The 19,345-nt window shown below is 64.8% G+C and carries 18 protein-coding genes and 3 pseudogenes; 9 read left to right on the forward strand and 12 right to left on the reverse strand.

The genetic code is table 11. From position 1 onward, the window contains the following. The 10 genes and pseudogenes from H3V53_RS23440 to H3V53_RS23485 form a co-directional block, all read right to left on the reverse strand. Entirely contained in the window at positions 1 to 1,182 is a 1,182-nt protein-coding gene (locus tag H3V53_RS23440) for an NAD(P)/FAD-dependent oxidoreductase (protein WP_336599991.1), read from the reverse strand. After that, positions 1,179 to 2,555 (reverse strand): FAD/NAD(P)-dependent oxidoreductase, encoded by a 1,377-nt coding sequence (locus H3V53_RS23445; protein WP_336599992.1) that lies wholly within the window; start codon positions 2,553 to 2,555, stop codon positions 1,179 to 1,181. The genes H3V53_RS23440 and H3V53_RS23445 overlap by 4 nt, the downstream gene beginning before the upstream one ends. Then, positions 2,534 to 2,845, reverse strand: coding sequence for a (2Fe-2S)-binding protein (locus tag H3V53_RS23450; protein ID WP_336599993.1), 312 nt, complete (start codon positions 2,843 to 2,845; stop codon positions 2,534 to 2,536). The genes H3V53_RS23445 and H3V53_RS23450 overlap by 22 nt, the downstream gene beginning before the upstream one ends. Beyond that, positions 2,842 to 3,693 (reverse strand): amino acid ABC transporter ATP-binding protein, encoded by an 852-nt coding sequence (locus H3V53_RS23455; protein WP_336599994.1) that lies wholly within the window; start codon positions 3,691 to 3,693, stop codon positions 2,842 to 2,844. Before H3V53_RS23455 ends, H3V53_RS23450 begins: the two co-directional genes overlap by 4 nt. A 41-nt stretch (positions 3,694 to 3,734) precedes the next feature. After that, positions 3,735 to 4,391, reverse strand: coding sequence for an amino acid ABC transporter permease (locus H3V53_RS23460; RefSeq protein WP_336599995.1), 657 nt, complete (start codon positions 4,389 to 4,391; stop codon positions 3,735 to 3,737). Between the two features lie 122 nt (positions 4,392 to 4,513). Next, positions 4,514 to 5,317 (reverse strand): ABC transporter substrate-binding protein, encoded by an 804-nt coding sequence (locus H3V53_RS23465; protein WP_336599996.1) that lies wholly within the window; start codon positions 5,315 to 5,317, stop codon positions 4,514 to 4,516. Between the two features lie 76 nt (positions 5,318 to 5,393). Beyond that, positions 5,394 to 6,672, reverse strand: a pseudogene (locus H3V53_RS23470) (NAD(P)/FAD-dependent oxidoreductase). 55 nt (positions 6,673 to 6,727) lie between these two features. Further along, complete coding sequence (locus H3V53_RS23475; RefSeq protein WP_336599997.1) at positions 6,728 to 7,396, reverse strand: haloacid dehalogenase type II; 669 nt, start codon at positions 7,394 to 7,396, stop codon at positions 6,728 to 6,730. A 106-nt stretch (positions 7,397 to 7,502) separates the two neighbouring features. Further along, positions 7,503 to 8,996 (reverse strand): aldehyde dehydrogenase family protein, encoded by a 1,494-nt coding sequence (locus H3V53_RS23480; protein ID WP_336599998.1) that lies wholly within the window; start codon positions 8,994 to 8,996, stop codon positions 7,503 to 7,505. Between the two features lie 478 nt (positions 8,997 to 9,474). Next, the gene (locus H3V53_RS23485) at positions 9,475 to 10,089 is read right to left on the reverse strand and encodes a cupin domain-containing protein (protein ID WP_336599999.1); all 615 of its coding nucleotides are present in this window, start codon (positions 10,087 to 10,089) and stop codon (positions 9,475 to 9,477) included. Between the two features lie 109 nt (positions 10,090 to 10,198). Between H3V53_RS23485 and H3V53_RS23490 the strand changes: the two genes are divergently transcribed. The 9 genes and pseudogenes from H3V53_RS23490 (at position 10,199) to H3V53_RS23530 (ending at position 18,074) form a co-directional block, all read left to right on the forward strand. Next, positions 10,199 to 10,330 carry a hypothetical protein gene (locus H3V53_RS23490; RefSeq protein WP_336600000.1) on the forward strand — a complete coding sequence of 44 codons (132 nt, stop codon included), beginning with the start codon at positions 10,199 to 10,201 and terminating at the stop codon, positions 10,328 to 10,330. 76 nt (positions 10,331 to 10,406) lie between these two features. Continuing rightward, positions 10,407 to 11,292 (forward strand): annotated as a pseudogene (locus H3V53_RS23495) (GNAT family N-acetyltransferase). 6 nt (positions 11,293 to 11,298) lie between these two features. Then, entirely contained in the window at positions 11,299 to 12,222 is a 924-nt protein-coding gene (locus H3V53_RS23500; protein WP_336600001.1) for a 2-hydroxyacid dehydrogenase, read from the forward strand. A 93-nt stretch (positions 12,223 to 12,315) separates the two neighbouring features. Continuing rightward, positions 12,316 to 13,404, forward strand: a complete 1,089-nt coding sequence (locus H3V53_RS23505; RefSeq protein ID WP_336600002.1) for a tartrate dehydrogenase — start codon at positions 12,316 to 12,318, stop codon at positions 13,402 to 13,404. 117 nt (positions 13,405 to 13,521) lie between these two features. Beyond that, positions 13,522 to 15,000 (forward strand): NAD-dependent succinate-semialdehyde dehydrogenase, encoded by a 1,479-nt coding sequence (locus H3V53_RS23510; RefSeq protein ID WP_336600003.1) that lies wholly within the window; start codon positions 13,522 to 13,524, stop codon positions 14,998 to 15,000. A gap of 2 nt (positions 15,001 to 15,002) precedes the next feature. Beyond that, positions 15,003 to 15,995: a M14 family metallopeptidase gene (locus tag H3V53_RS23515; protein ID WP_336600004.1), complete on the forward strand. Its 993-nt coding sequence runs from the start codon at positions 15,003 to 15,005 to the stop codon at positions 15,993 to 15,995. Further along, the gene (locus H3V53_RS23520) at positions 15,992 to 16,336 is read left to right on the forward strand and encodes a cupin domain-containing protein (protein WP_336600005.1); all 345 of its coding nucleotides are present in this window, start codon (positions 15,992 to 15,994) and stop codon (positions 16,334 to 16,336) included. Before H3V53_RS23515 ends, H3V53_RS23520 begins: the two co-directional genes overlap by 4 nt. Positions 16,337 to 16,389: 53 nt before the next feature. Continuing rightward, positions 16,390 to 17,718 (forward strand): NAD(P)/FAD-dependent oxidoreductase, encoded by a 1,329-nt coding sequence (locus H3V53_RS23525; protein ID WP_336600006.1) that lies wholly within the window; start codon positions 16,390 to 16,392, stop codon positions 17,716 to 17,718. A gap of 179 nt (positions 17,719 to 17,897) precedes the next feature. Beyond that, positions 17,898 to 18,074 carry a hypothetical protein gene (locus tag H3V53_RS23530; RefSeq protein WP_336600007.1) on the forward strand — a complete coding sequence of 59 codons (177 nt, stop codon included), beginning with the start codon at positions 17,898 to 17,900 and terminating at the stop codon, positions 18,072 to 18,074. Here the strand turns inward: H3V53_RS23530 and H3V53_RS23535 are convergent. After that, positions 18,071 to 18,985 (reverse strand): glutaminase, encoded by a 915-nt coding sequence (locus H3V53_RS23535; RefSeq protein WP_336600010.1) that lies wholly within the window; start codon positions 18,983 to 18,985, stop codon positions 18,071 to 18,073. The two genes, H3V53_RS23530 and H3V53_RS23535, sit on opposite strands and share 4 nt — an antisense overlap. A gap of 162 nt (positions 18,986 to 19,147) precedes the next feature. Continuing rightward, a pseudogene (locus tag H3V53_RS23540) lies at positions 19,148 to 19,345 on the reverse strand (amino acid:proton symporter); the annotation flags it as partial.

Below are 19,345 nucleotides of genomic sequence, written 5' to 3' on the forward strand. Positions count from 1 at the left end.
TCAAGCGACTCGTGATGTCGGCGGCACCGACACGGGCACCGCATCCCGGGCGGCCGCAAAACGGCGAATATCGAACGGCTCTATCGGCGTGCTGGTCGCACCCGTGTCGATCAGTTCGGCCATCGTATCGCCGACGCCCGGCCCCAACTGGAAGCCGTGGCCGCAAAAACCGAACGCATAGAAAAGGCCGCTCGTCGTGCCGCTCGCGCCCATGATCGGCTTGTCGTCCGGCATATAGCCTTCGACGCCGCTCCACACGCGGATGATGCTCAGATTGCGCAACATCGGCGCGACTCGCTGCGCCTGCCTGAACTGCAGCAGCGTGTTCTGCGGCAGCACCTTCGCGCGACGTTCGTCGAGAAACGCGGGCGCCCGCGCACAGCCGCCGATTACGATATTGCCGCGCGCGACCTGGCGGAAGTACACGACCTCTTCGATCTGCGGCGACGACACGCCGACCACTGGCTGGATTGCATACGGCACAGGCTCGGTCACGGCCATCTGCGGACCGTTGACGGCAATCGGCACGGCTTCGCCGAACTGCTCCGACAGCAGATTGCCCCACGCGCCCGCGGTAATCAGCAACACGGGGGCGTGGAACGTGCGGCCGTCGGCGCTGGTCGCGCGAAACTCGGCGCCTTCCTTTTCGACGGTCACGACATCGCAGTTTTCGACGATCTGCGCGCCGGCCCGCACGGCAGCGCGCGCAAACGCGGGCGCCGCGAGCCGCGGATTCGCGTGTCCGTCCATCTGCGAATACGAACCAGCCAGCACCTCGCGGCCGAGAAACGGAAATCGCGACCGCAGCGCGTCGCCACGAAGCAGATCGAGTTTGAGGCCGTAGTGCGAAGCCTCTTTCGCATAGGTCTCGAACTGGTCGGCCTGCTCGTCGCGATAGCAAACGCGCACGTGGCCGGACATCAGGAACTCGGCGTCGTGCTGGATCAGCTCCGGCAAACGGCCCCAGATTTCGCGTGAGCGGTTCGCAAGCGGCAGTTGCGGCAGAAAACGCCCCTGACGGCGCACGTTACCGAAGTTCGTGCCGCTCGCCTGCTGTCCGACCAGTTGCCTTTCGAGCAGGATCACCGAGCGGCCCCGCCGCCGTAGAAAGAATGCCGCGGAGGCGCCCATGAAACCGCCGCCCACGATCAAAACATCGGCCTGTACGCGGTTCGCGCTCACTCCGTATCCTCCACAGTCGCAATGGCCAGCGGTTTGACGGGCGCCTGCCCGCGCAGCCTGCCGACCTGTTCGAGTGGCACGCTTGCCGCCGCCGCGATCACCTCGGCGCCCGCGTGACCGCAGTAACGCCCCTGGCAGCGCCCCATGCCGACCCGGCTGAATGCTTTCGCACGATTCGCTTCCCGCGCGCCTTCTTCGCGCACCACGCGGCGCAGTTCGCCCGCAGTGATGCCTTCGCAGCGGCAGACGATCGTATCGTCGGACAGCCGCGCCGCCTGCGCGGCAGGCCACGGGAACGCTTCGGCAAGACCGAGCCGGAAGCGATCCATCTTCTGCTGTTCGCGGCGCAGTGCGCCGAGCGTCACGGCTGGCACGGCATGTCCGAGATCGCTCAACGCCGCATATGCCGCGAGCCGTCCGGCGATCTCGGCGCCGTCCGCGCCGAGCACGCGTGCGCCGTCGCCCGCGAGATAGACGCCCTTCTCGCTGCTGCGGCCGAGTTCGTCGATCTGAGGGACCCATTGCCGCGTGAGCGCATCGAAACGGAACGCACAACGCGCAAGATCGGCGAGCTGGGTTTCGGGCCGCAGGTGATAGCCAAGGCCAACCGCATCGCACGCGATCTGCGCGACTTCGCCGCGCGCATTGCGATAACGGACGCCGTGCACGCCGTCGTCTGGATTGCCCACAATTTCGACTGGCTCAATGCCGTTTTCGACCCGCACACCCGCGCGCTTCAATCCGGCCACGAGCGCACGGCCCTTGCGCAAAACATCGAACCGCGCAAGGAGCTTGGGCAGCGCGCGCAATCGCGCACCCGTCTTCGATGTGTCGAGTACTGCGGCGACCTTCGCACCCGCCTGCACGTACTGGTTCGCGACGAGATAAAGCAACGGCCCAGTGCCCATGAACACCACCTGGCGGCCAATCGCGCAAGCCTGCGACTTCAGCGCGATCTGCGCGGCGCCCAGGCTGTAGGTGCCCGCGAACTGCCAGCCCTTGACGGGCATCAGCCGGTCGGTCGCGCCGGGGCACAAGATCAACGCGTCGTAGGCCAGCGCGCTCGCGTGTCCCTGGTGGACGATATGCAGCTTGCCTTGCGCGACGTTCCACGCGAGCGTCTGCGGGCGGTAATCGATCTGCGCGCACAGGCGCTCGAAGCTCTGGTGCAGATTCTCCGCGCGTGCGGCTTCGGTGCCGTACAGCTTCGCGTAAGGCCGCGTGAAGCCCTCGGGCTGGCGCCGGTAGATCTGGCCGCCGTCGCGCCGCCCCTCGTCGACGACGATCGGGCGAATCCCGGCGGCCAGCACGGTTTCCGCGCAGCGCACACCCGCAGGGCCCGCGCCGACGATTACGATGCGAGGTTCGCCCATTGCGCCTCCGGTTGCGTCGTCACGACGCGCATGCCCGCTTCGACGACGGTGGTGCAGGCGCGCAAGCGCTCGCCGTCCGCGGTCCAGACCCAGCAATCCTGACACGCGCCCATCAGGCAGAATCCGGCGCGTTTCTCCTCGCCGAATTCGGATTGGCGCACATATCGCACCGAGCACAGCATCGCGGTGAGCAGCGTGTCGCCGGCGAGCGCGGCGACACGCTCGCCGTTGATCGTCAATTCGACTGTGGCGCGCGCCGTTTCGCCAACACGTACGAAGCGGCCGCTCATATCGCCGCTCCCGCGACGCCGCCGGGCGCCAAACTGTCATGCGCGCCGCCGGAGGACTCGCTGCGGGAGGACTCGCTGCGGGAGGACTCGCTGCGATCATGCGCGCCATGCCCGCCGCTGCGATCGGTCAGCACATGGCGCAGGAATTCGCGGGTGCGCGCCTCGCGCGGCGAGCCCAACACCTGCTGCGCGGTGCCCTCTTCGATGATGAGACCCGCATGCAGAAAGCAGACCCTGTCCGCCACTTCACGCGCAAAGCCCATTTCGTGCGTGACGACCAGCATCGTCATGCCCTCGCGTGCGAGCGTGCGCATCACGCCGAGCACTTCGCCGACCAGCTCCGGATCGAGCGCAGAAGTCGGCTCGTCGAACAGGATCGCCTTCGGCTTCATCGCGAGCGAGCGCGCAATCGCCACCCGCTGCTGCTGGCCGCCCGACAACTGATGCGGATACGCATGCAGCTTGTGGCCGAGCCCTACCTTGACCAGCAGCTCCGACGCCTCGCGCTGCGCGTCGGCGCGCGACATGCGTTTGACGTGCACCGGTCCTTCCATCACGTTCTCGAGTGCGGTCCGGTGCGGAAACAGATTGAAGCGCTGAAACACCATGCCGACCTGGGTGCGCAACTGGTTGATGTTGCGCGCGCGCTGTTCGACAGGCTGGCCGAGAAGACGGATTTCGCCTTCATCGTATGATTCGAGCGCATTAATGCAGCGCAGCAGCGTCGACTTGCCCGAGCCTGACGCACCGATCAGGCAGACCACCTCGCCCTGACGGACGTTCAGCGAAATGCCCTTCAGAACCGGCACGGCGCCATAACTCTTGTGCACATTCGTGATTTCGATCATCGCATCCTCACTTCGAACTTTTCCGGCCTCACCTTATTTACTTACCTGGCCTTATGCCGACCGAAACGTCGTTCGAGCGTGCGTGTCATGCTCATCAGCGGCAGACTCATCGCCAGATAGCCTACCGCGACGAGCGTATAAACCGTCAGATTCTGGAACGTCGACGCTGCGATCAACTGTCCTTCGCGCGTCATTTCGGCGACCGTGATGGTCGAGGCGAGCGACGAGTCTTTCAGCATCATCACGAGCGTATTGCTGTACGGCGGCAGCGCGACCTTGATGGCCTGCGGCAGGATCACGCGCACCATGGTTTTGACGCGGCCCATGCCGATGGACTGCGCGGCTTCGTACTGGCCCGGATCGACCGCCTCGATCCCGGCGCGGAAGATTTCCGCGACATACGTCGAGTAGCCGAAGCCGAGGCCGATAATGCTCGCCTGCAACGCCGACACCTGGATATGGATCTCGGGCAGCACGAAGTAGATGTAGAACAGCAGCACGATCATCGGCAGACCGCGCACGACGTTGATCATCGTGCTCACGCCGCGGACGACGAGCGGATAGCGCGACATCTTCAGCAACGCCCAGGTCAGCCCGAGCACTGTGCTCAGCAGCAGGCAACCCAGCGTGATGACAATGCTCATCACCGCGCCTTGAATCAGAATCGGTACAAAATCGACTATATCGTGCCAGTGCATGGGTGCCTTCCGTTGCTCTTTGCATTCGTTCAGTCCGCCGCACCGCTCGCCGGCGGACCTCGCCGGGCGCGTCCCGCTTCGAAGCGGGAGCGCCTCTTGCGCCCCTTCTCACAGCACGCAGATCAACCCGCGAGATGCCACTTCTTCAGGATCGCGTCGAGCGAGCCGTCGGCCTTCATCTTCGTCAGCGCGTCGTTGATCTTCGCGAGCAGTGCGCTGTTGCCCTTCTTCACCGCGATCGCGATGTCGAACTTTTTCATCGGCACATAGGCGTCGTCCACGCGCGTTCCCGCCATCGCACCCGCGGCCTCCTGCGCCTTCAGGATCGGATAGTCGTTGAAGCCCGCGACGATGCGGCCGAGCGCGACGTCGCGCGTCATGTCGGCGGGGCTGTCATACATCTTCACTTCGGTGAAGATGCCGAGCTTCTTCAACTGGTCTCCGTAATCGGTGCCGGTCGGCGCGCCGACGGTCATGCCTTTCAGATCCTGGACCGAGTGATAGACGGCCTTGTTGGTGTCCTTGACGATGATGCCTTCGCCGAACGCCGTGACCGGCTGCGAGAAGTCGACCACTTCGGCGCGCTTGGGCGTCGGCGTCATGCCCGCGACGATGATGTCGATCTTGCCCGACACCACCGACTGGATCAGCGCCGAGAACGGTACTGCGTCGTATGACACGTTAAAGCCCTCGCGCTTGCCGATCTCTTTCACGACGTCGGGCATCAGGCCTTCGATCTGCTGCGTCTTCACGTTCATGAACGTGGTCGGCGCGCTCGACGGCGGCGAGCCGGCGGTGAGCGCGGCGGTTTCGGCGGCGTGTGCGGCGCCGAACATCATCGACATCGCGAGACCCGCGCCCGCAGCAAAGCGTTGCACAGTGTTGAAGCGAACGGCGGAAGCGGGCTGGAACATGAAACGCAACATGGGGTTACCTCTGGGAATAGTGATTTTTAATCTGCGCGTTGCCTGGCCGATGGCCGGCCGGGCTCGTCGAATCCATTTAATGCAGCACATCCTGCAACCGGTAATACGCGCCGACCAGCGGCAGAAACCACGCGCGTCCAAAATGCCCTGGAATCGCGGGCCATTCGAGCGTTCGCCACGGATTGCGCGAGGCGGCGCCGAACATCACGTCGGCCATCAGACGGCCCATGTGCACCGACATCTGCACACCATGGCCGCTATAGCCCATTGAATAGAACAGTCCTTCGTGCTGGCCCGCGCGCGGCAGACGGTCGGCCGTCATGTCGACGAGACCGCCCCAGCAATAGTCGATGCGCACATCGGACAGTTGCGGGAAATAGCGCGCGAGAGCCTCACGCAGAATCTGGCCGCTCTTTTCGTCCGAACGCGGATTCGACATCGCGAAGCGCGCGCGGCCGCCGAACAGCAGACGCTCGTCGGGCGTCGCACGAAAATAGTTGCCGATATTGAGCGTCGTCACATACGAGCGGCGCGTGGGCAGCAGCGCATCGAGACGCGCCTTGCCGAGCGGCTCGGTCGCGACGATGAAGCTGCCGACCGGCGCGATGCGGCGGCGGAACCATTGCAGCGGTCCGACTTGCGACGCGCCCGTCGCAATCAGCACGCGCTCCGCGCGCAGCGTGCCGAGCGCACAGGTCACCTCGAACGCATTGCCGCCGAGCGGCTTCAGGCTCGTGACGGGCGTGTTCTCGTAGATCTGCGCGCCGCGCCGCGCCGCCGCCTGGCCGAGACCGACGCCGAACTTGCCCATGTGCATCTGCATGCCGTTGCGCTGCACGAGTCCGCCGAAGAACCCGTCCGACGCGATTTCTTCGCGAATCCGGTCGGGCGGCACGAGTTCGACATCGGGATCGACTTCGCGCTTCAACACTTCGTACGACTTCGCGAGCGATGCGAAATGCTGCGGCTTCGCGGCGAGCTTGATCTTGCCGGAGTGACGCAGATCGCAGTCGATGTCCTCTTCGGCGATGATCGCCTTCACGGTGTCGACTGCACCTGCATAAGCGCGATAGAACTCCGACGCGCGCTCGCTGCCGATCCGCGCCGACAACGCGGCGTAGTCCTGCGCGACGCCCGTGTTGCAATGTCCGCCGTTACGGCCGGACGCTTGCCCGGCGAGCCGCCCCGCCTCGAACACGACCACCGACATGCCACGCTTTGCCAGCTCCAGCGCCGCCGACAGCCCGGTGAAGCCCCCCCCCGACCACGGCCACGTCCACCCGCTGCGGAGGCGGGACTTGAGCGGCCTTCGTAAAGGGTGGCGCGGTATCGAGCCAGTAGGATTCGAGCTTCATCGCGATGCATTCCTGTCTGTGAGTTGCGCTGCGCCAAGCGGGCCTCGTAGGTGGATCAAAGACCGAGCATCGATGCCAGTTGCGGAATGCCCGATACTTCGTTGACGCCGTAGTACGGGTTCAGCGGCTCGTGGCGGCGGTTGACGAACGCCTTATGCTTGATGCCCATGTCGTACGCGGTCATCAGGTCGTAGCGGAAGCTCGACGACACGTGCAGGACGTCTTCGGGATTGCAGTTGAGTTGCGAGAACATGTACTCGAACGCTTTCTGCAGCGGCTTGTACGCCTGCGCCTGCTGCGCCGTATAGACCTTGTGGAACGGCGCGCCGAGCTTGTCGACGTTGCTGTGGATCTGGTCGTCCGACGCATTCGACAGGATCACGAGCTTGTATTTCGACGCGAGGCGCGACAGCCCTTGCGGTACGTCCTCATGCGGACCCCAAGTCGGCACGGCATCATAGATCTTCAGCGCGGTCGCTTGGTCGAACGGAACGCCGGTGCGCTCGCAGGTGCGGCGCACCGAATTGACGACCACGTCGCGATACGGCTTCCATGCGCCGAGTACTTCGTCGAGGCGGTAGCCGCGAAAGAACTCGACAAACTCGTCCATCTTCGCCTTGTCCAGCTTGTCGCCGTATAGCTCGCGCGCGCTCTGGCCCATCTGGAAGTTGGTCAGCGTGCCATAGCAGTCGAAAGTGATGTACTTCGGCTCGAAATCGATCATGGTCAACATCCTGTCGTCGTGACGAACCTGTTCGCAGGTCCGGGGTTCAGTTTCGGGTTGAATCGGTACGGGTGCTGCTTGCGTCAGTCCACTGCAAGGCCGTGCTTCACAGTGTTTCGAAATCGATCAGTACGCTCTTGTGGCGCATGCTCGAAATCATCGCCTCGCGGCCGAGATCCTTGCCGATGCCAGACTGGCCGAAGCCGCCGGTCGGAATGATCATGTCGCCGCTGCGGCCATAACGGTTGATCCAGATGGTGCCCGCGGCGATGCGGCGCATCGCGCGCAGCGCCTGGCCGATGTCGCTGCTGTGGATACCGGCTGCGAGGCCGTAGACGGGATGACCGGCGAGCGCGATGCCCTCGTCCTCGTCGTCGAATGTCTGCACAGTCAACACCGGGCCGAACAGTTCCTCTCGCACGGCGGGCGTCGCGTCGGTCACGTTGGCGAGCACCGTCGGACGGTGAAAAAGACCCTTGCCGGTGCCATCGAAAAAGCCGCCGCCGAAGATCACTTCCGCGCCGCTGTCGCGACTCTGGCCGATCAGCGTTTCGATACGGCGTGCCTGGGCGGAGCTGATGATCGGTGAATAAGCGGTGCGGCTGTCCCACAGCGGACCTGGCTTGATCGCCTGCAATTGACGCTGAATCGCGTCGACAAGCGGTTCGGCAATGCGCTTGTGCGCGATCAGGCGCGTGCCGGCCACGCACGCCTGGCCGCCGTTCGCGGTAAAGCCGCGGGCGATGCAACCCGCCGTGAAGTCCAGGTCGCGTACGTGTTCGAATACCAGTTGCGGGCTCTTGCCGCCGAGTTCCAGCGTGACAGGCTTGGTGCCGTGCATCGCGGCGTCGCTCATGATCGCGGCGCCCGTACGGGTCGATCCCGTGAAGCTCATCTTCGAAATGCCGGGATGGCGCGTCAGCGCCGCGCCGGTGGTCGCACCACGGCCGTTCACCACGTTGAAGATGCCGGGCGGCATGCCGGCTTCGATCGCGAGTTCGGCGAGACGCAACGTCGAGAACGGCGTCATTTCCGAGGGCTTCAGCACGACCGCGTTGCCGGCCGCGAGTGCCGGTCCGCATTTCCACGAACACATCGACAGCGGGAAATTCCACGGCGTAATCGCACCGATCACGCCGTACGGTTCGGACGCGATGAAGCCGAGGCTGTCGCGGCGCGTGGCGGCGATATCGCCGCCGAGCTTGTCGGCCAGCTCCGCGAAAAAGCGGATTGCTTCGGCGGTGAACGGTACATCCGATGCATAGCTTTCCGCGACCGGCCGCGTCGAGCTGACCGTCTCGAGTTGCGCGAGGCTCACGGCATCGCGATCGATCAGGTCGGCCCAGCGGCTCAGCACCTTCGCGCGTTCGCGCGGCGAACGGGTGCCCCAGCCGCTCGTCTTCCATGCAGCGAGCGCGTCGCTGACGGCGAGATCGACGGTGGCATCGGTCGCGTCCGGCACATGGCCGAGCAGCGCGCCGTCCGACGGCCGATGAACGGCGATCTGCGCCTCGCCCGTCGGATAGTACGCACCGCCAATGAAATGCCCTTGCGGTAATGGAACGGCTGATGGATCGAAATCGAGTGACGGAGTAGACATGCCCGGCCTGATCAGAAGGTTCAAATCTGCGATGCCGGCTGCGCTGCACAAGTTGCGACGCATGGCATCTCCCGGTACTGCCGTTCGTCATCGCAACCGCCGAATGAACGAACATCAATGAAGTTCATTTTAATGAACAGAAAATGAATTGCTAGTGGTCAAAAATAAACTTTGCGAAAAGTTCGTTGTGCTCTGCGGCGACTTGCGCGCCTCCTCCCATGCGCAACGCGGGACCGCGGCGGACGGCGTGAGCATTGATGGATATGGCGCGGGCGAGCATGCATGTGCCACACCTTCAGGCGATCGTGCAGCGCAAAAATGAACAGCGAAAAAAATGAAGGCGATGTGGGCCGTCGCCCGTATCAAGCGGGCGAATACATCGCAAGAGGGGCGGAGAATGAATGAAGCGAAGCGGCGGGCGAGAAGAAGAACCGCGCCTGCCCCGGCGCGGCCCTTTACGACGTGGAGGAGTGCAGGATCAGAGGTGAATGACGGGCGGCTGCGTGTTCATGATCCACAGCAGTCGCGCGGTCTTGTTGCTCTCGTTGCGCACGCTATGCGGCACCGTGCTCTTGAACTGGAAGCTGTCGCCCGCGCGCAATTCGCAGCGGCGATCGCCGACATTCAGCACGACCGTTCCTTCCAGCACCAGCCCGGCCTTTTCGCCGATACCGACCAGCACTTCTTCCGAACCCGAGCCAGCCGGCAGCATGATGATCATCATCTGCAGATCGTGGTCGCCGTGCGGCGACAGCAGCTCTTTCTGCATACCGTTCTTACCGACTTCGAACAGCGGCCGCTCGGCCGCCTTGCGCACGAAGTCGCCGGTGATCGGGTCCGAGACCGCGTCGTCCTCTTCGAGCAACGCGGTGAGCGGAACGCCCAGCGCCTGACGCAGGCGTTCGAGAATGCGCACCGACGGATTCGCCTTGTTGCGCTCCACCTGGCTGACGGTGCCGACAGACACGCCCGCCCGCATCGCCAGTTCATTGACGGACAGACCGTGCGCGACGCGCAGCGCCCGCAGACGGGCGCCGACGTCGCCTTGACTCAGGTTGACCGCGCGTTTTTTGCCAGCTTCTGTTCGCTGCATGTGTTTCCTGTCGATGACGGGGCGGCCGGCCCGCTACGCCCGCCGCTGCTGTTGTTGTGCCGGGTGCGAAGCCCTCACAGCGAAGGCGGCAGCTGCCCGCCCGACTGCAATGAAGATCCGCGAGAATTGCGATCATTATATTGAATTTGCCATGCTCGCGCTGAACGCCAAAATAGCCGGGCGATTCGCTTCGCCCGCCGCGCGTGAGTTCATGGCGCTGCGGACGACCTCACTCGAATAACAAAAAGATCGTCCTATGAAGCGGACACCGGGGATGCGACAGTCTAGGCTGATCATGCCGCCAGCAGGAGTTTGCAGTGTCCGAATCATCTGTGAAGAAATCGCCCGCGTACCGCCCGTTCTCGTCCGCCGACATCGCCGCCGCGCACGGCCTCTCGCTCGCGGTGCGCTGGCCGCATCGCGCCGACGACTGGCGCTTCATGTTCGACGCCGGCACCGGCTTCGTCGCCGAAGATGACGGCAGCGTAATCGGCACCGCGCTGTGCTGGAAATTCGGCGCGGACCGCGGCACGCTCGGTCTCGTGATCGTGTCTCCCGACGAACAGGGCCGCGGCATTGGCCGCAAGCTGATGGAACTGGTGCTCGAAGAACTTGGCAACCGTGTCACTTTCCTGCACGCCACGGCGGCCGGCAAGCCGCTGTACGAAAGGCTCGGCTTTGTCACCTGCGGCGGGCTCATCCAGCATCAAGGCACGCCTGGTGAAGTGGCGGCCGTTGCCCCCCCCGCCCGGCGAGCATCTGCGCGCGGCGAAGCCGGAAGACATCCCTCGGCTGATTGAACTCGCCTCGCGCGCCAGCGGCTTCGACCGCAGCGCGACCCTGCCGGCGCTGCTCGAATTCGCGCAGGGCGTGGTGCTGGAAGGCGACGGCGATGTGCTCGGCTTCTCGCTGTTCCGTCCATTTGGACGCGGCTACGCCATCGGACCGGTGGTGGCAAAGCAGGCGGACGACGACCGGCGCGCCACTGCCTTGATCTCGTACTGGCTGGCCCGGCACGGAGGCGATTTCGTGCGCATCGACGTGCCGGCCGAAGCCGGCATCCACGACTGGCTGGACGGCCTCGGCCTGGCACGCGTCGACGCCGTCGACAAGATGGTCCGCAACGCCTCCGCCGATCTGCGCGAAGCCGCTCCCGACGCGAGCTGGCGCGCCTACGGCATCATCAACCAGGCAATGGCGTAACCCGCAATGACCGTCCTCTACAAAGCCGATCCGGTGCGTGGCGCGCTATGGGCCGAACGGTTCGCGCAACTCGCACCCGACACGCCGTTCCGGGTCTGGCCCGACATCGGGGAACCCGCCGCCGTGCGCTATCTGGTGGCCTGGCAACCGGGCGATCTCGCCGTCACGCTGCCGAATCTCGACGTCGTATTCTCGGTCGGTGCGGGCGTGGATCAACTCGACCTGTCGCAAATCCCCGCACATCTGCCTGTGGTGCGGATGATCGAGCCCGGCATCGTCGACGGCATGGTGGAATACGTCACGCAAGCAGTGCTGACGATTCACCGCGATCTGTTCGACTACGAGTTGCAGCAGCAGGCGCGTACCTGGCAACCCATGCCGCTGCGGGCCGCCGCCTCGCGCCGCATCGGCGTGCTGGGGCTCGGCATGCTGGGGACGGCGGTGCTGGACCGTCTGCGGCTGTTCGGCTTTGCCTGCGCGGGCTGGAGCCGATCACAGCATGAGATCGAGGGCGTGGCGTGTTATGCCGGCGAGGCCGGGCTCGATGCGTTTCTGGCCCGCACTGACGTGCTGATCTGCCTGCTGCCGCTCACCGACGCGACGCGCGGCCTGCTCGGCCGCCAGGTGTTCGATGCGCTGCCGCACGGCGCTTCGCTGGTTCATGTGGGACGCGGGCCGCAACTCGTCAGCGACGATTTGCTCGACGCCCTCGAACGCGGCCAGATTCACAGCGCCGTGCTCGACGTGACCCATCCCGAACCGCTGCCGGCCGACCATCCGCTCTGGACGCAACCGCGCGTGCGCATCACGCCGCACATCGCCAGCGCGACGCGGCCCGAATCCGCGGTGGATGCGGTGCTGGAAAACCTGCGACTGTTTCGCGCGGGAAAGCCGATGAACGGCCAGATCGACCGGACACGCGGCTACTGACGCCATGCGCAGCCCGATCTTCGAATCCCATCCCATTTCGCTACGCGCGCCGCCTCAGCAGACGGCACGCACTCATGGCAAGGAGAGAGACGTATGACCCGCAAATACCGCATTGCCGTCATCCCGGGCGACGGCATCGGCACTGAAGTGATGCCCGAAGGCCTGCGCGTGCTGGATGCGGCTTGCCAGCGCTTCGACATTGGCGTCGAGTATCGCCAGGTCGAATGGGCATCCTGCGACTACTACGCGCAGCATGGTCAGATGATGCCGGACAACTGGAAAGTGCAACTGCGGGATTGCGATGCGATCCTGTTCGGCGCGGTTGGCTGGCCCGAGAAGGTGCCAGACCACATCTCGCTGTGGGGCTCGCTGCTCAAGTTCCGGCGCGAGTTCGATCAGTACGTGAACCTGCGTCCCGCGCGTCTGTTTGAAGGCGTGCCCTGCCCGCTCGCGAACCGCAAGCCGGGAGATATCGACTTCATGATCGTGCGCGAGAACACGGAAGGCGAATATTCGTCGGTGGGCGGCACGATGTTCGAAGGCACGGAGCGTGAAGTCGTGATGCAGCAGTCGATCTTCACGCGCCACGGCACCGAGCGCGTGATGAAGTTCGCCTTCGATCTGGCGCAGCGCCGCGCGAAGAAGATCACTGTGGCAACCAAGAGCAACGGCATTGCGATCAGCATGCCGTGGTGGGACGCGCGCGCCGACGAAATGGCCGCCCGCTATCCGGACGTGAAGATGGACCGTCAGCACATCGACATTCTGTGCGCGCGCTTCGTGCTGAATCCGGACCGCTTCGACGTGGTGGTGGCATCCAACCTGTTCGGCGACATCCTGTCGGACCTGGGACCCGCCTGCACGGGGACCATTGGCATTGCGCCGTCGGGCAATCTGAATCCGGACCGCCGTTTTCCGTCGCTGTTCGAACCGGTGCACGGCTCGGCGCCGGACATCGCCGGCAAGGGCATTGCCAACCCGGTGGCGATGATCTGGTCGGCCGCGATGATGCTCGACTTTCTCGGCAACGGCGCTGGTGTGGAACGCGAGGCGCACGACGCCATCCTCGACGCGATCACTCAGGTGCTGAAGGACGGTCCGCGTACGGGCGATTTGGGCGGCCGCGCATCGACCACCGAGGTCGGCGCAGCAATCGCCGCACGCGTCGCCCACACGGGCTGATTGATTGAGGCCTGGCGCGACGGCGCAACGGCAGCCGGCGCTTCGGCCCGACCCTATTGTCGCCCGGCACCTGCCGGGCGCTTCGCCACCGCACGCCGAAAGGCACGGAGAGCTCACATGAGCACGAATCTCGGACAACTGGCCCGCCCGCTGATCCGCACGGACAACTTCATCAACGGCCAGTGGGTCGCCGCCGCGAGCGGCCGGCGCTTCGCCGTCACCGATCCGGCCACGGGCAGCCTGATCGCGGATGTCGCCGACAGCGGCCCGCTCGACGCCCGCGCCGCCACCGATGCCGCCGCGAAGGCACTCCCCGCCTGGCGTGCCTTGCTGCCTGCTGAACGCGCCGCCGTGCTGCATCGCTGGCACGCGCTGATCGTCGCGAATCGCGACGCGCTCGGCGCGCTGATCTCGCTCGAACAGGGCAAGCCGCTTGCCGAGGGACGCGGTGAGGTCAATTACGGCGCCTCGTACGTGGCGTGGTTCGCCGACGAGGCAATCCGCATCTACGGTGATCTCATCCCGCAGCAGCAGCGCGGCAAGCGCATGAGCGCCGTGAAGGAACCGATTGGTGTGGTCGCGGCCATCACGCCGTGGAATTTCCCGCTGGCGATGATCGCGCGCAAGATTGCGCCGGCGCTCGCCGCGGGTTGCACCGTGGTCGCCAAGCCGGCCGAGGACACGCCGCTCACCGCGATTGCACTCGTCATGCTGGCGCATGAGGCGGGCGTGCCGGACGGCGTGCTCAATCTGGTCTCGGCATCGCGCGCCTCGGCGGCGGAAACGGTCGGTGACTGGCTCGCCGACAGCCGCGTGCGCAAGATCACCTTCACCGGCTCGACTCCCGTTGGCAAGCATCTCGCCCGCGAATCGGCGGGGACGCTGAAGAAGCTCTCGCTCGAACTCGGCGGCAACGCACCGTTCATCGTGTTCGACGACGCCGACCTCGACGCCGCCGTCAACGGCCTGCTTGCCGCGAAATTCCGCAATGGCGGACAGACCTGCGTATGTCCGAACCGCGTCTACGTGCAGCGTGGCGTGTACGAGCACTTCTCCGCGCTGCTGCGGGCGAAAGTAGCGGAACTGCGCGTCGGTCCCGCGAGCGATACCGCTTCGCAGATCGGCCCGATGATCAACGTGCGCGCAGTCGACAAGATCGCCCGCCATGTCGACGATGCCGTCCAGAACGGCGCCGTCGTGCTGACGGGCGGCCGTCGTCTCACGGAACTCGGACCGCATTACTACGCACCGACGGTGCTCGGCAACGCCACGGCGAAGATGGTGCTGTGCGGTGAAGAAACCTTCGGCCCGGTGGTCCCGCTGTTCCCGTTCGACAGCGAGCAGGAAGCCGTACAGGCCGCGAACGATACCCCGTTCGGTCTTGCCGCTTATTTCTACAGCGAGAACATGCGTCGCATCGAGCGCGTGTCGCGGGCGCTGGAAGCGGGCATCGTCGGCATCAATGAAGGCGCGCTTGCTTCGGAAGCGGCGCCGTTCGGCGGCGTCAAGGAATCCGGCTACGGCCGCGAAGGATCGAAGTACGGGCTCGACGACTATCTGTCGATCAAATATCTGTGTCAGGGAGGACTGCAGTAACCATGGAAGCCTATCCGATCGAAGTCGAATTCCCGGACATCTCGGCGCACGCCGCCGGCAATACGGGCATTGCCTACGTGCACACGTTCGACTCCGGCCAGCCCGGTCCCCATGTGATGATCAATGCGCTCACGCATGGCAACGAAGTGTGTGGCGCGATCGTCGTCGATGCGCTGTTGCAAAGCGGACTGCAGCCCCGTCGCGGCAGGCTCACGCTGTCGTTTGCGAACGTGGACGCCTACGCGCGCTTCGATCCTGCTTCGCCCGACAACGCGCGTTTTGTCGATCAGGATTTCAACCGCGTGTGGACCGCCGCGACACTCGACGACCTCGCGGCGCGCTCCTCCGAACTCGACCGGGCGCGTGCCATGCGGCCCGTGATCGACACGGTCGACCTGCTGCTCGATCTGCATTCGATGCATGAAAAGAGCGCCCCGCTGATCGTGGCGGGACCACTCGCCAAGGGCGCAGCGTTATCCGAGCAGCTCGGCACGCCCGCCACCGTGATTCAGGACGAAGGCCATCCCGAAGGCCGCCGCCTGCGCGACTACGAAGGCTTCGGCGACGAAGCGAGCGCGAAGAACGCGCTGCTGATCGAATGCGGCCAGCACTGGGAAGCCGGCGCGGTGGCCGTTGCACGCGACTGCACCGCACGCTTCCTGCTGCTTGCGGGCATCGTGGAGTCCGGCGATCTGCCCTCCGGCTGGATCAAGCCACTGCCTGGCGAGATGCGCATCGTCCGTGTGACGGAACCCGTTGTGGCAAAGAGCATGGATTTCCGCTTTGCGGGCTCCTACACGGGCCTCGAAACCTTCGACAAGGCCGGCACCGTGATCGCCTGGTCCGACGCCCAGCCCGTCTCCACGCCCTATGACGACTGCCTGCTGGTGATGCCTTCGCTGCGCCAGTTGCGCCCCGGCGTCACCGTGGTCCGGCTCGGCCGGATCGAACGACGCATCGACCTTACCTCCAGACAACAGGAACACGCCTCATGAAAGTCCAGTACATCAAGCAAGCCGCCGACGTGACCGCCCTCGAAGACTGGGGCACCGCCGGGCTGCCCGGCACCGAACCCGCGCGCGTGACGGGACGCCAGTACATGATTCCCGGCTCGGAGGCAGTCGATACCGGCGTGTTCGAATGCTCGCCCGGCACCTACCGGCGCTCGGTCAAGCAGGCGGAGGTGATGCACTTCATCAAGGGCAGCGGCAGCTTCACGCCCGACGGCGAGGATACGATCCGTTTCACGGCCGGCGACACGCTGTTCTTCGAGGCGAATACCGAAGGCTTATGGAACGTCGACGAAACGATGCGCAAGATCTACGTGATCTTCTGAGCGCGCCGCGCGCGTCGTCACTGGCCGGTCATGTCAATCACGGTTGCTCAAACATGCTAAGAATCGACGAAGTTCCGAATAGCGATGGATTTCCCGTTCGCTGCGACGTGGCCGTGATCGGCGGCGGCATTATCGGCGCCAGCACCGCGTACGAGCTGGCGCGCCGCGGCATCTCGGTCGCGCTGCTTGAAAAAGGCGTCATCGGCGCTGAACAGTCGGGGCGCAACTGGGGGTGGGTGCGTCAGCAGAACCGTGACCTGTATGAGCTCCCGCTCGCAATGCAGAGCCTGAAGCGTTGGGCCGAGCTGAGCGACGAACTCGGCGAGGACATCGGCTTTCGCAAGAGCGGCATTCTGTACGGCAGCGAGCAGGCCGCCGACGTCGCGCAATGGGAAACGTGGCTCAGCAAGGCGCGCGCGTTCGGTTTCGACAGCCAGTTGCTGTCCGCGCGCGAACTGGCCGCGCGGGTGCCCAATGGCCGCGCGAAATGGGCGGGCGGCGTGTGGTCGTATTCCGATGGACGCGCGGAACCGTCGAAAGCGGCGCCCGCCATCGCACGCGGCGCGCAGCGGCTCGGTGCGCGCGTGCATCAGACCTGCGCGGTTCGTGGACTCGATATCAGCGCGGGCCGGGTGTCCGGCGTCTGGACCGAGCGCGGGCTTATCGCGGCGGACAGCGTCGTGCTGGCGGGCGGTGCATGGAGCGCGCTGTTCTGCCGGCATCATGGAATCGATCTGCCGGCGGTCAACGTGATCGGCACTGCGCTGCGCACGGCGGAAGCGCCAGCCGTGATCGACGGTTGCTTCTCCGGGCCGAACTTCGCGATGCGGCGACGGCTCGACGGCGGCTACACGATCGCGGTGCCCGGTTATGGACGCATGGAAATCGCCCCGCAGAACCTGCGGCACGCGGTCAAGTTCCGCAACATGTTTCGCAGCAAACTGAACAAGAAGCTCAAATTCCGGGTCGCGCAGCGTTTCTTCGGCGGGCCCGAAGGCAGCGCGACCTGGCGTCACGACGACATCACGCCGTTCGAGGAGATGCGCGTGTTCAATCCTGCGCCCGATGCCGAGTGGCCCACGCGCGCGCTCGGCAACGTGGCGGCGGTGTTCCCGGAGCTAGCCGGATTGCGGGTTGCGCACGAGTGGGCGGGCGCGATCGACACGACGCCGGACCTGGTGCCGGTGATGTCGCGCGTGGACGGCATGCCCGGATTAGTGATCGCCTCAGGGTTCAGCGGTCACGGCTTCGGCCTCGGGCCCGGCGCGGGGATGCTGGTGAGCCGTATCGTGACCGATGACGTGAGCGGGATGGACATCGGGCACTACCGGTTGACGCGTTTTTCCGATGGCACGCGGCTCGCGAGTCCTGAGATGATGTGATTGCGCCGCGTCACGACTGCTGCGCTCGAAGCCTGGTTCTGGCTCGAGCCTTGGGCCACCGAGGCCGAATGCTGACATCCCGTTCTTGTTGACGCAGATATGCACGTAACGTCGCGATGTCATGGCGGGGGCGGAAGCTGGCTCACAGCGCAGGGACGTGCAGCCGAGATTCGCTAAACATGACGGCCGCCATAGGCAAGACTGAAGGCAAGACTGAAGGCAAGACTGAAGGCAAGACTGAAGATGCAATGGTATCGAACGATGCAAAAATAGACACTTCTCTCGAAGCCGTGATGCAAATCCGGCGGCAGCGTGCCGGGGCAGTTGTGTTGATCGTCGATAAGGCGAGGCGTTAGAAGATCGAACGCCCCGTGTATGTGGTGAGCCACTCCAACGCCATCACCCCCGCCAGCGAATTGCCATTGGTATCCAGCCCCGGCGACCACACGCACACGGCCATTTCGCCCGGCAACAACGCGACGATCCCACCGCCGACGCCGCTCTTCGCAGGCAAGCCGACGCGATAGACGAAGTCGCCCGCTGCATCGTAGGTGCCGCATGTCAGCATCAGCGCCGACAATCGCTTGGCCGAACTCGCATCGAGAATGCGTTCGCCCGTCGACGGCACGACGCCGCCGTTGCTCAGATAAAGCGCTGCTTGTGCAAGCTCGACGCAACTCATCGAAATCGCACACTGACGGCAATACGCATCGACGACGACTTCGGGCGGCATCTCCATGTTGCCGAAGCTCGCCATGAAATGCGCCATCGCGCGATTGCGATGCGCGTGCTGCAATTCGGACTGCGCGACGCGCATGTCATAGTCGATCGACGCTTCGCCCGTGACGCGCCGCATGAACTCGACGAGGGCCGTCTCGGCCTTCACGAAGCGGCGGCTCAACACATCGGTGATGACGAGCGCGCCTGCATTGATGAACGGATTGCGCGGCTTGCCTCGCTCCGATTCGAGTTGCACCAGCGAATTGAATGCCGTACCCGACGGCTCACGGCCGACGCGGTGCCACAAGTCGTCGCCGAGCAGCCTGAAGGCCATGGTGCACGCAAACAGCTTGGAAATGCTCTGAATCGAAAAACGCGTGTCGGCCTGTCCCACGCGATAGACCTCGCCAGACGTCGTGACGACGGCCATGCCGAAGCTGTTCGCGGGCACATTCGCCAATTCGGGGATGTAATCGGCAATACGCCCCTTATCGAGCCAGGGCTGCAAGTCGGCGTAAATCTGTTCGAGGATGCGGGAATAGTCCATCGAGGCTGTCGGCAAGTGAAATCCATACGATGTCGTACGCATCGATGGCTCGACCAACGCAAAGCGGATCACGGCACACGTGATCCGCTTTCACGGTCTGCGCACAGGGCGGCGATACGAAGCGCGCCCTATTCTGCACTGAAAATATTTCAGCCGTGCGCTTTAGCGCGCCGACATCCACTCCTCGCCGTGCAAACCGCTCGTCGCGTATTCGGACGCTTCGCTGGCGCCGGCCGCATTGCGCTCGTCGAGATACGCCGAGCGATAGCCCGTATGCACGCCCCAGTAATAGAAAACCAGCGAGAACACGATCACCACCAGCATGTCCCACCCGTACGGCAGCACACCCAGGCCGCCGAA

This window comes from Paraburkholderia bengalensis, assembly GCF_037126505.1.
GTDB lineage: Bacteria > Pseudomonadota > Gammaproteobacteria > Burkholderiales > Burkholderiaceae > Paraburkholderia > Paraburkholderia bengalensis.

Excerpts from the sequence above, each read along its gene's own strand:
- H3V53_RS23445 (WP_336599992.1), bottom strand. The coding sequence starts at position 2,555 with ATGGGCGAACCTCGCATCGTAATCGTCGGCGCGGGCCCTGCGGGTGTG.
- H3V53_RS23450 (WP_336599993.1), bottom strand. The coding sequence starts at position 2,845 with ATGAGCGGCCGCTTCGTACGTGTTGGCGAAACGGCGCGCGCCACAGTC.
- H3V53_RS23455 (WP_336599994.1), bottom strand. The coding sequence starts at position 3,693 with ATGATCGAAATCACGAATGTGCACAAGAGTTATGGCGCCGTGCCGGTT.
- H3V53_RS23460 (WP_336599995.1), bottom strand. The coding sequence starts at position 4,391 with ATGCACTGGCACGATATAGTCGATTTTGTACCGATTCTGATTCAAGGC.
- H3V53_RS23465 (WP_336599996.1), bottom strand. The coding sequence starts at position 5,317 with ATGTTGCGTTTCATGTTCCAGCCCGCTTCCGCCGTTCGCTTCAACACT.
- H3V53_RS23475 (WP_336599997.1), bottom strand. The coding sequence starts at position 7,396 with ATGATCGATTTCGAGCCGAAGTACATCACTTTCGACTGCTATGGCACG.
- H3V53_RS23480 (WP_336599998.1), bottom strand. The coding sequence starts at position 8,996 with ATGTCTACTCCGTCACTCGATTTCGATCCATCAGCCGTTCCATTACCG.
- H3V53_RS23485 (WP_336599999.1), bottom strand. The coding sequence starts at position 10,089 with ATGCAGCGAACAGAAGCTGGCAAAAAACGCGCGGTCAACCTGAGTCAA.
- H3V53_RS23490 (WP_336600000.1), top strand. The coding sequence starts at position 10,199 with ATGAAGATCCGCGAGAATTGCGATCATTATATTGAATTTGCCATGCTC.
- H3V53_RS23500 (WP_336600001.1), top strand. The coding sequence starts at position 11,299 with ATGACCGTCCTCTACAAAGCCGATCCGGTGCGTGGCGCGCTATGGGCC.
- H3V53_RS23505 (WP_336600002.1), top strand. The coding sequence starts at position 12,316 with ATGACCCGCAAATACCGCATTGCCGTCATCCCGGGCGACGGCATCGGC.
- H3V53_RS23510 (WP_336600003.1), top strand. The coding sequence starts at position 13,522 with ATGAGCACGAATCTCGGACAACTGGCCCGCCCGCTGATCCGCACGGAC.
- H3V53_RS23515 (WP_336600004.1), top strand. The coding sequence starts at position 15,003 with ATGGAAGCCTATCCGATCGAAGTCGAATTCCCGGACATCTCGGCGCAC.
- H3V53_RS23520 (WP_336600005.1), top strand. The coding sequence starts at position 15,992 with ATGAAAGTCCAGTACATCAAGCAAGCCGCCGACGTGACCGCCCTCGAA.
- H3V53_RS23525 (WP_336600006.1), top strand. The coding sequence starts at position 16,390 with ATGCTAAGAATCGACGAAGTTCCGAATAGCGATGGATTTCCCGTTCGC.
- H3V53_RS23530 (WP_336600007.1), top strand. The coding sequence starts at position 17,898 with ATGACGGCCGCCATAGGCAAGACTGAAGGCAAGACTGAAGGCAAGACT.
- H3V53_RS23535 (WP_336600010.1), bottom strand. The coding sequence starts at position 18,985 with ATGGACTATTCCCGCATCCTCGAACAGATTTACGCCGACTTGCAGCCC.